Source organism: Desulfosarcina cetonica JCM 12296 (genome assembly GCF_001311845.1).
Classification (GTDB): Bacteria; Desulfobacterota; Desulfobacteria; order Desulfobacterales; family Desulfosarcinaceae; genus Desulfosarcina; species Desulfosarcina cetonica.
This window is the reverse complement of sequence record NZ_BBCC01000211.1, coordinates 1-10,158: the sequence shown is the minus strand read 5'-3', so window position 1 is coordinate 10,158 and position 10,158 is coordinate 1. Positions and strand designations below refer to the sequence as shown.

General features: G+C 60.7%; 9 protein-coding genes and 1 pseudogene. 4 read left to right on the top strand and 6 right to left on the bottom strand.

The window, feature by feature from the left end; translation table 11 throughout:
• Nucleotides 1–27: 27 nt before the first annotated feature.
• The 5 genes from JCM12296_RS48335 to argS all read right to left on the bottom strand — a co-directional run bounded on the left by JCM12296_RS48335 (nucleotide 28) and on the right by argS (nucleotide 3,003).
• A complete protein-coding gene (locus JCM12296_RS48335) occupies nucleotides 28–159 on the bottom strand; it encodes a hypothetical protein (RefSeq protein WP_281492191.1) in 132 nt (43 codons plus the stop codon).
• A gap of 59 nt (nucleotides 160–218) precedes the next feature.
• Complete coding sequence (gene gatC / locus JCM12296_RS29040) at nucleotides 219–503, bottom strand: Asp-tRNA(Asn)/Glu-tRNA(Gln) amidotransferase subunit GatC (RefSeq protein ID WP_054700330.1); 285 nt, start codon at nucleotides 501–503, stop codon at nucleotides 219–221.
• An 80-nt stretch (nucleotides 504–583) separates the two neighbouring features.
• Nucleotides 584–901, bottom strand: coding sequence for an SPOR domain-containing protein (locus tag JCM12296_RS29035; protein ID WP_054700328.1), 318 nt, complete (start codon nucleotides 899–901; stop codon nucleotides 584–586).
• On the bottom strand, nucleotides 894–1,298 hold the full coding sequence (locus JCM12296_RS40420) for a hypothetical protein (RefSeq protein WP_054700325.1): 405 nt from the start codon (nucleotides 1,296–1,298) through the stop codon (nucleotides 894–896). The genes JCM12296_RS29035 and JCM12296_RS40420 overlap by 8 nt, the downstream gene beginning before the upstream one ends.
• Nucleotides 1,299–1,329: 31 nt before the next feature.
• Complete coding sequence (argS, locus tag JCM12296_RS29025; RefSeq protein ID WP_246805061.1) at nucleotides 1,330–3,003, bottom strand: arginine--tRNA ligase; 1,674 nt, start codon at nucleotides 3,001–3,003, stop codon at nucleotides 1,330–1,332.
• 335 nt (nucleotides 3,004–3,338) lie between these two features.
• Here argS and JCM12296_RS29020 point away from each other — a divergent pair, with 335 nt between their 5' ends.
• The 3 genes and pseudogenes from JCM12296_RS29020 (at nucleotide 3,339) to JCM12296_RS37230 (ending at nucleotide 7,106) form a co-directional block, all read left to right on the top strand.
• A complete protein-coding gene (locus JCM12296_RS29020; RefSeq protein ID WP_246805059.1) occupies nucleotides 3,339–4,310 on the top strand; it encodes a glucosidase family protein in 972 nt (323 codons plus the stop codon).
• Nucleotides 4,307–6,046 (top strand): annotated as a pseudogene (locus JCM12296_RS37235) (AsmA family protein); the annotation flags it as partial. The gene JCM12296_RS29020 and the pseudogene JCM12296_RS37235, both read left to right, overlap by 4 nt.
• A gap of 190 nt (nucleotides 6,047–6,236) precedes the next feature.
• Nucleotides 6,237–7,106: an AsmA family protein gene (locus JCM12296_RS37230; RefSeq protein ID WP_306304155.1), complete on the top strand. Its 870-nt coding sequence runs from the start codon at nucleotides 6,237–6,239 to the stop codon at nucleotides 7,104–7,106.
• 48 nt (nucleotides 7,107–7,154) lie between these two features.
• On the opposite strand, the gene JCM12296_RS29005 is transcribed toward JCM12296_RS37230, so the two are convergent.
• Complete coding sequence (locus JCM12296_RS29005; protein ID WP_054700321.1) at nucleotides 7,155–8,594, bottom strand: PAS domain S-box protein; 1,440 nt, start codon at nucleotides 8,592–8,594, stop codon at nucleotides 7,155–7,157.
• A gap of 382 nt (nucleotides 8,595–8,976) precedes the next feature.
• On the opposite strand from JCM12296_RS29005, the gene JCM12296_RS29000 reads away from it, so the two are divergent.
• A partial coding sequence (locus tag JCM12296_RS29000; protein ID WP_172684160.1) for an AMP-binding protein occupies nucleotides 8,977–10,158 on the top strand: 1,182 nt, incomplete at its 3' end.

Below are 10,158 nucleotides of genomic sequence, written 5' to 3'. Positions count from 1 at the left end.
GGGCCATGGCACCCTCGGCATCGACGGTCAGATAGCGCCCACGGTGGCGTCCACGGCGTCGATGCGGTCCAATACGGCCCGGGTCAATTCCTTGGCGGAAATCTCTTTATCTTTCAGCAGACCGGAGGCCTGCTCGATGGTCAGTTCATACAATTTCATCACTTCACGTCCTTGAGTGGATGGCTGGCCAGCGTCAGCAATGGCCACAAAATGGCCGATCAGATCACCTTGGGGACCAGGAAAACGCCGTCTTCCTGCTCCGGTGCGTTGGCCAGTGCCGTTTCCGGGTCCAGGTGACCGGCTTCCACATCCTCGCGAAAGGCGTTGGTCAGGGTGATGGCATGGGAGGTGGCCGCCACACCGGTGGTATCCACCTGTTTCAGGGTATCCACATAATCGAGAATCGTGCCGATCTGACCGGCAAAACGGTCCACGTCGGCATCACCGATTTCCAGCCGGGCCAAATCGGCGACATGCAGGACTTCTGCTTTGGAAATTTTCATCAGGGGTTTCCTTACCATTCAGGCCTGAACGCCTGGCACGCGCCTGCTGCGGGTTCAGCGCGTCATTCAATTCGGATTGCTTATTTTTCAACCAGAATGGGATTTTTCCGGCTCTGCTGGAGCCGGGTCATGTCTGCCGCCGCCTGTTCGCGGGTTTGATAACTGCCCACCCGCACCCGGAACCACAATCCCTTTTGGGGGATCACGATCCGCGACAAGTAAGCAGGATACCCGTCTCTTTTCAGATTTGCAACGATCCGTTCCGCCGTCGCCCCATCTTTGAGGGCGGAGACCTGAATGGTCAAATGGCCCGCCGGCGGCGAAACCGCGACCACCGGCGCGGCACTTGCCGGTTTGGCCGCCGCGGCCGATTTCACCGCTACGACCGGTTTAACCACGGCCGTTTTGTTTTTTTGGCCATGAGCGGGGCACGGGTCTGTGGGGCGGTGTCTGGGTCGTCGTATCGGTTGGGGATTTATCCGCCCGATCGACGGTTGGTGGCTTGGGCAGCGGCGGAATCGCATCCGTTGACTCCGGCGCGTCGGACGGCAACCGTTCATAGAACTCCACCTCGCCGCCCAGGGCTTCTTTCATCTGCTCACGCTCTTCATGCATCGCCGCCTTACGCAGCAAGAGCAGTTCTTTCTCCAGTGCCCGAATATCGAAGGTCACCGGCGCGGTGCCACGCCCCACCAGCACGCCCAGCACAAACATCCATGCCGCCAAGAAAAAAACCAGCAAATAGCGGCCCCATGCCTTCGGTTGCCTAGGTGCGTTGGCCTTCTTCTCGGTCACGGTCTTTCCTTCTATCCGTAATTAACGGACATTACATGGCGTCCGGCGCCGACACGCCCAACAGGGCCAAGCCGTTGCGGATCACCTTCTGCACCGCTGTAATCAGATGAAGTCTGGCGCGGGTCAGCCTCAGATCGTCCTCGCACAACACCCGATGCCGGTTGTAGTAGGTATGGAAGGCTGCCGCCAAGGTCATCAAGTAATAGGTAATCCGGTGCGGCTCCATCGCCGCACCGGCCAACGCCACGGCTTCCGGATAACGGGCCAGGGCCTTGATCAGGGCCACATCCTCGGGGGTCGAAAGGGCCGTCAGGTCATCCGTGCTGAATCCGCCCAGATCCATTCCGTTGGCCTCGGCTTTACGATAGATGCTGGCAATCCGCGCATGCACATACTGGACATAGTAAACCGGATTGTCGTTGGTCTTCTGCTTGGCCAGTTCCAAATCAAAATCCAGCGGACTGTCATAATGCCGGGTCAGAAAAATGAACCGTGCCGCGTCCCGCCCCACCTCCTTGACCACGTCGGCCAGGGTGACGAACTCTCCGGCCCGCGTGGACATGGCCACCGGCTGCCCGGCGCGCAACAGGTTGACCAGTTGCACCAGCAAGACGTCGAACTGCTCCCGGCGGTAGCCGCAGGCTTCCACGGCGGCCCTCATGCGCGGGATATACCCGTGATGATCGGCGCCCCACACATCGATGACCTTCTGAAACCCGCGTTCGAACTTGTCCTTATGATACGTAATATCCGATGCGAAGTACGTGGTCTGGCCGTTCTGCCGCACCACCACGCGATCCTTCTCGTCGCCGAAGTCGCTGGTTTTAAACCACAGGGCATTGTCGTTTTCATAGATCAGGCCCTTTTCCCGGAAATAGCGGATATCCGCCGCCACCTTGCCGGCATCGTAAAGGCTCTGTTCGGAAAACCAGCAGTCAAAGGTGACGCCGAAGTCCACCAGGTCGGCGCGCATGCCACGGGTGATCTTCTCCGCGGCATAGCGGGCGCAGGGCATGATCGCCGCGGCTTCATCCTTTTCAAACAATTCCTGGCCGTCCCGGGCCAAAAGCTCGGCGGCCAGATCGCGAATGTAGGCTCCCTGGTAACAGGTTTCCGGAAAATCCACGGTCTTGCCGATCAGTTCCCGGCCACGCAGGTAGACCGAGAGCCCCAGGGTCTGGATCTGACGGCCGGAGTCGTTGATGTAATACTCCTTCTGAACATCATAACCGCAAAATTTCAGAATATTGGCCGTGCTGTCGCCCACCGCGGCACCGCGGCCGTGGCCCACGTGCAGCGGGCCGGTGGGGTTGGAGCTGACGAATTCGATCTGGATGCGCATCCCCTTTCCCAGATCGCAACGTCCATAGTCGCCGTCCTGATCGTGAATGGCGGTCAACACCGGATGCCAGGCGGCGGGTTTGATGAAAAAATTGATGAAACCGGGTCCGGCAATCTCCGTTTGCGCAATCATACCGGTCTTGTCGTCCAGATGGGCAATCAGCGCCTCGGCGATCTTGCGCGGCGCCATGCGCTGGGTCTTGGCCATCTGCATGGCCATGTTGGTGGACAAATCACCATGGCTGTCGGCCTTGGGTTCCTCCAGCACGACCTCGCAAAAATCGGCAGACGGCAAAATACCGTGGGCATGGGCGGCCGCTGCGGCCCCAGGATCATCTCCTTGAGTAACTGCTTCATTGAACACTGTCCTGAAACCAAGGCAGGCGGATCGTTGGACTGGAACCCGCGATACCGGCGGTTGGGTTGAGAGGCTGTGGGAAACTTCCGTTCAAGCCCCGCTAATGGGTAACGCCCAGTTCATAGAGAGTTTTCCCGGTCAAGTCAAGGTGGATGAATGCGCGAAACGGCGTCTTTTCCTTTTCCCTTGCAACTCGAGGGGTTCCAACGTATTTTAACGACCTGCTGGATACACTGACCTAGGCCGCCTGGATTCCGGATCGACTGATAAAGGTAACGTCCATTGATAAATGTGAGGTTCTGCAAATCGCGGCAGGGACTGGCCGTCGATGTCGATGCGGTGTGCCGGCTGATTGCCGCCACCCAGCTGCCTCGGGTGAAATTCCCTGGTCCCCGGGTGGCAAGACCGATCCCTGGGACCACATCGAGGCCGCCATGGGCCTGGTGGTGGGCGGTGATTTCGAATCGGCCCGTCGGGCCTACGACTGGCTGCGCGCCGTGCAGTTGGCCGACGGATCATGGTTCTCCGCCTACCGCCAGGGCATTGTCGAGGATCGCACCCGCGAAACCAACATGAGCGCCTACATCGCCGTGGGCGTCTTCCACTATTGGCGGGTCACCGGCGACCACCGATTCTTATCATCCATGTGGGATACGGTATGCCGGGCCATCGATTTTGCTCTGCGGCATCAACATCCCGGCGGCGAGATCGCCTGGGCCGTCAGCCCCCAAGGCGAGGTCGATCCCATGGCGCTGCTCACCGGCTGCAGTTCCATCTACATGAGTCTCAAGTGCGCCCTGGCCATGGCCGCCGAACGCAACATCCCCAAGCCGGCCTGGCGCGAGGGGCTTTTGCGCCTGGAAGACGCCATCCGGAACCGGCCGACCCGTTTCAATATGACCAAGTCCCGTTTTTCCATGGATTGGTTCTACCCGGTGCTGTGCGGCGCCGTTACCGGTGACGCGGCAACCCGCCGCATGGAACGGCAATGGAAGAAATTCGTGGTCGAGGGGCTGGGGGTACGTTGCGTCTCCGACCAACCCTGGGTGACCATCGCCGAGAGCTCCGAGTTGGTGCTGGCCCTTAGCGCCATGGGCGATATGGAAAAGGCGCAGATCGTCTTCAACTGGCTCTCCGAGCATGTCTTCGAAGACGGCACCTTCTGGTGCGGTTTTACCTTCCCCGACATGACGCGCTGGCCCGAGGAGAAGATCACCTGGACCAATGCCGTGGTGCTCATGGCCGCCGACGCCCTCTTCGACCTGACCCCGGCAGCTCAGCTGTTCAGCCATGCCGGGTGGGCGAAACGATGACCAAGGATCATCGACCCTATGTGGTCAAGAAGGCCTATCTGAAATTCCAGAAGTTTTACGCGCGCCACTTCCTGCGGCCCCAGATGGACCATTTGGGGCCGGGGTTCACCTTCATGCGCCCCTGGCACGTGGAGCTCTTCGGCGCGCCGATCCGCCTGGGCGCCTACGCCACGGTGATCGCCACGCCGGACAAAAAGGTCCGCTTTTCCGTCTGGCCGGCCGAGGCGGGCAAGGGCCACATCACCATCGGCGACTACGGCCTGATCTGCCCGGGAGTGCGCATCAGCAGCGCGGAAGGCATCACCATCGCCGACAACTGCATGATTGCCAACGGCGCCTATATCACCGATTCGGACTGGCACGGCATTTACAACCGCCTCTCCTTCGGCAAGGCCAGGGCGGTCACCATGGAAAGAAATGTTTGGATCGGGGACAGCGCCATTGTCTGCAAGGGCGTTACCATCGGTGAGAACAGCATTGTCGGCGCCGGGGCCATTGTGGTGGATTCGGTGCCGGCCAACTGCGTGGTGGTCGGCAACCCGGCGCGGGTAGTCAAAAATCTGGATCCGAACGAGACCTTCACCACGCGTGCGGAATTTTTTTCCGACCCGGCACGGCTCGCGCGCGATTTCATGGCCTGGGAGCAGGCCATGCTGCGCGGCAACACCCTTTTCGGCTGGCTGCGCCACCTCCTCTTTCCCACCCGGGGGATTGATGCCCGCCGACCGAATCCCTCTAAAAGGAGGCAATACATGAAAAGCGCCGCCAAATGGATATCGATCATTGGGTTGGGCTTGGTGAGCCTGATTCTGGCCATCCTGCTGGTCATCCCGCTGCTGGTCGACGTAAACCGCTACAAGCCTTTCCTGGAAGAAAAAATATCGGCGGCCACCGGCAGGTCGGTTCTCATTGGCAGCGACCTGAAGCTCTCCCTTTTCCCGTGGGCCGGGGTCGCCGTCTCCGACCTGACCTTGGGCAATCCGGCGGGTTTCGGGGAGCAGCCGTTCTTGAAAGTCGCATCCTTCTCGGTCAAGGCCAAGCTCATGCCCCTGCTCCTCAAAAGAGACCTGCAGGTGAAAGCCCTCGTTGTCCAGGGGCCTGAATTGACCCTGATCAAGCAGGAAGATGGCCGGACGAACTGGGATTTTTCCGCCCCCAAGCAACCCACGCCGGCACCGGCGAAGCAACAACCGCCCCAAAACCCAAAATCGCCTGAAAAAACGGATGCGGCCGTCAAATTACCCATCGGCAACCTGGTCGTGGGCCATTTCAGCATCGAAAACGGAACGATCCGCTATATCGACCCGGCCGGCGGCACCCCGCAGGACGTCACCGATGTCAATCTGGCCCTGCGGAATATCACCCTTGACCAACCGATTCCCGTCAGCGCCAGCGCCCGATGGAACAACCAGCCGCTCGCCCTGGAGGGGACGCTCGGCCCCATCGGCCGGGATGTCGGGCAGGGCACCGTTCCACTGGATATCGTCTTGCGGGCATTTGAGGAGCTTACGGTCAAGCTGGCCGGTCAGGTCAAGCATCCGGCCCAGGCGCCCAAGATCGAAGTGGCGCTTTCGGTCAGCCCCTTCTCGTTAAAAGCGCTGATGAACCGGTTTAAGGGCGCACAGCCGATCCAGACGACGGATCCCGCGGCCCTGCAGCAGATCCACCTGACCGCCGACATCGAAGCCGATCCGACATCCGCCAGCGTGTCAGCCGGCCGATTGCAGCTCGACGACACGGCCATCGATTTTTCCCTGAACGCCCGCCGCTTGCGCCCCTCTCCCTCTTGTTCCAAATCGATCTCGATCGCATCGACCTGGATCGCTATCTGCCCCCCAACACAGCGGCCGACCCGCCGGCGCCGCCCAAAACGGTCGGCAGGCAAAAACGACCACCGACCCGGCGACCCCCTCGCCAGGCGCGCCGGTGCCGGACAAGGCCATCTACACGCCTTTGCGCAAACTCAGCGTGGACGGAAAAATCAAGGCCGGCACGATGGTGGTCCACCGTGCCCCGATCACCGACCTGCAGCTAACGGTAAAAGGCCAGGAGGGAAGCTTTCGCATCGCTCCCTTCAGCCTCAAGGCTTACCAGGGCGCCATTTCCGGAAACGCCGAAGTGCGGGTCAAGGGCAACACGCCCGCCACCCGGCTGGATATGCGCATCAACGGTCTTCAAATCGGCCCCCTTTTGCGCGATCAGCTGCAAAAGGATATCCTCGAGGGAACCACCCAGGCGACGATCCAACTGAACATGACCGGCGACCAGCCGGACCGCATCAAACAGAGCCTGGGCGGCAAAGGCGAGCTATTGGTCACCAATGGTGCCATCGTGGGCATCGATCTGGCCAACATGGTTCGTAATGTCCAGGCCGCCTTCGGGCTGGCCCAGCCGACAAGCGGGGAAAAGCCGCGTACCGACTTCACCGAACTGCGGATTCCCTACGTCATCAACAAGGGCGTGGTCACCACCCCGGACATCCGCTTGCAATCGCCCTTTCTGCGGTTGCAGGCCGCCGGCAGCGCCGATCTGGTGAGAGAATCCCTTGATTTCCGGATTGAACCGAAATTCGTCGGTACGATCAAGGGGCAGGGCGATACGGCCACCCACAAGGGAATTACCGTGCCGGTCCTGGTCGGCGGCAGTTTTGACCGGCCGACCTTCAAACCGGATCTCAAATCCATCGCCCGGCAGCAGCTCGAACGCGAAGCGGTCCAGAAGGTCTTTGAGAAAAAAGAATTGAAACCTTATAAAGAGACAATCAAGGGGCTATTGGACAGCATTTTGAGCGAATGATCGATTCAAGGATTTCGTCTGCCGGCGGCGCGGATTCCCCCGCTGCCTTCAGCGCTTATCGCGGACTTCGTAGATCGTGCCCCCGCAGCCGTCGGGAACCTCGTCGATATACCAGTAGTTTTCGCGCACCGTCTGCATGGGGCCGACAATCTTGTGGTAGGCCTTCTCCATCTCGTCCAGGCACTCAAGGATCTCGGCGGTATCCGGCGTGGCGGACTCAACCGTCTCGCGCATCAATTGGATATTCATCAACAGCGTCATCAGGGGCGTGTTGATCTTGTCACTCAGGCCGCCGGCCATCTTTTTGATGGTTTCCAGCTTCTTCAGCTCCAGGGTGTGGGTGACATTGTGGACGATGCCCTGGTAGGAGAGTCCATTTCCCTGGGGCTGGCTGTCCTGGACGGCATTGATGACCACATCGATGACCATCTCGTCGGCCACTTTCCACCGGGTCAGTTGCTGCGCCTGGCCCTTTTCCTCCAGTTGGAGCAACAGGCGCTCCCGCTGACTCTGGTCGACATAGGCATCCAGGATATTGCGCCCCTTGAAATCATCGCCAAAGCCCAAGAGCTTCAACCCCGCCGGATTGAGTTCGAGAAAATTGCCCGCCTTGTCCACGCGGTAGATCATGTCGGTGCTGTTTTTCAGGATGCTGGCAAGCTTGCGGCGTTCCTCGCGGAGCTCCATTTCACGATTCTTCTGGTCGGTAATATCGACCAGGGTATGATCGATCCGTCGCGGCATCCCGCCGCCGTGCTCGACGAAGAGCGTATTGCCCATGTCGCGCACCCAGCGGGTTTGACGGCTGTTGTTGATAATCGGGTATTCGATCTCCTCGGTTTCATGGGTGTCTGGAAAACCGTTGTAAAAATCCATGACCCGCGACAGATGGTCCGGATGGACGAAATCGAACAAATGCCGCCGGCCATTCATGATCTCCTTGATGGAGCAGCCCAACAGCGCTTCCACGTGGCGGTTGATCAGCAGGATATCGTTGCAGTCGTATGGCGCAAAGGAGATCAGCACGCTTTCCGTGTCGTCCAGATGGCTGCGCATGCGACGGTTCGCACGCTCCAGTTCGATGATCCGATCCTGGAAATCGGTGATATCGGTCAGGCTGCAAAGGATTCCCGGATCATCGCTGTATGAACCGTGCAACTGCAGTTCGGCGACCGCCATGCGGACCTGGCGGCCGGCGCTGGTGCCGCGCTGCAGCCGAAAAGTCATCGGTGCGGCGCAGGCAACGTCCACCTGCCGCAGGCAGTCCGATATGAGGGCGCGATGCGGGTCGGCCACCAGGCTGAGGAAGGTGCAACCGAGGATCTCGCCGCGGTTGAGGCCGGTCATCTCGCATAGGGCCGTGTTGGCGTAAATCACCCGCCCCCGGGTGAGAACGGCCACCCCTTCGCCGAGCAGGGAAAGAATCTGGCGGCAGGGAATCGGATTGGCCGAGGGAAAGCGGTCGTCTGAGGTATCGCCGTCAAGCATGGTGGCCGTCGTCCTCTAAAGGAGTTGATGGTAAAGCGCCGGAAAATCGCCCCACGCGGTTCAACCCGCTACCGGGCCGCGAAAAAAACAAACGCTCCGGACACCGGCCCAAGCCTTTTACACGGAGCGAGTAAAATTTTTCATATCATCGGCTGGGTACCGGATCAACTGGAATCGGGCCGTGGCCCAGGGTAATCAGCCGCTTTTACAACCTGCCGGAAATTTTTACAGCAACCTGGCGCCATATCACCCGCCACAAGCCACAACCCGCTTAATTATATTCAAATTCATCTAAAATGCGCCTGGCATGAGCCTTGCTCAAAAGAAAGAGGAATCGCCACGTACCATGTCATCCCACCAGGATTCGGATGGGGAGGGGCTTATGGACACCGGCTTGGACCATCACGACAAACATCATCCAAAGGGACCGCCGCCCCATTCGGCAATCCATGGCACCGCCGCCTGGGCCGATTGGCAATCCATCCGTCATGAGCTGGAAAAACCGGCGCCGGCATGTGGGCTGAACATGGCCCACGCGGCCGTCACCCGGCACGCCACCGGCGTGGATCGGGATCGACCGGCCCTGCGTTGGCTCGCGGTCGACGGTTGCCGGAAGCAGTGGACCTTCGCCCAACTGGAACGGCTCACCAACCGGGTCGCCAATGGTCTCAAGAACCTCGACGTCGCACCGGGAGAAGTCGTGGCCACCCTTTGCGGCCGCGTGCCGGAACTCTACCTGACCGCCCTGGGTACCCTGAAGGCCGGCGCGGTCTTTTCCGCCCTTTTCGCCACCTATGGTCCCGAACCGATCCTCCACCGCCTGGCCGCCAGTCAGGCGCGGGTGTTGGTCACCACCCGGCAGCAGTACGCCAAGATCCAATCCTGTCGCGCGCGACTGCCCGCCCTGAAACACGTCCTGCTGATCGATGCGCCCGACCATCACAAGCCGGGCGTGGCCCACCTGCAGGCCCTTATGGATACGGCCGCGGATACGTTTGTGGTGGCCCCCACCGATCCCGAGGATCCTGCCCTGATCCATTTCACCAGTGGCACCACGGGCATGCCCAAAGGGGTGGTTCACGTCCATGCGGCCGCCTTGCACCACCTGCTGACGGCCCGCGGCGTCCTCGATCTGAAACCCGGCGAGATCTACTGGTGCACGGCCGATCCGGGATGGGTCACCGGTGTGGTCTACGGATTCCTGGCACCGCTGATGGCCGGCGCCATGACAATCATCGACGAAGCCGACTTCGATGCCCGGCGCTGGCTGGGCATCCTGGCCGACGAGCGGGTCAGCGTCTGGTACACATCCCCTTCGGCCCTGCGGCGCCTGATGACCCTGCCCGTCAAACCCTGCCAAAGTGCAGACTTGAAGGCCCTGCGGCTGGTCTTCAGCGTCGGTGAACCCCTGCACGCCGCCGCGGTACACTGGGGTGAGGCGGCCCTGGGCGTGCCGATCCGCGACACCTGGTGGCAAAGCGAAACCGGCGGGATCATGATTGCCAATCCCGCCCATGCATCGGTCCGGCCGGGCGCCATGGGACGGCCCGTGGCCGGCATCCGC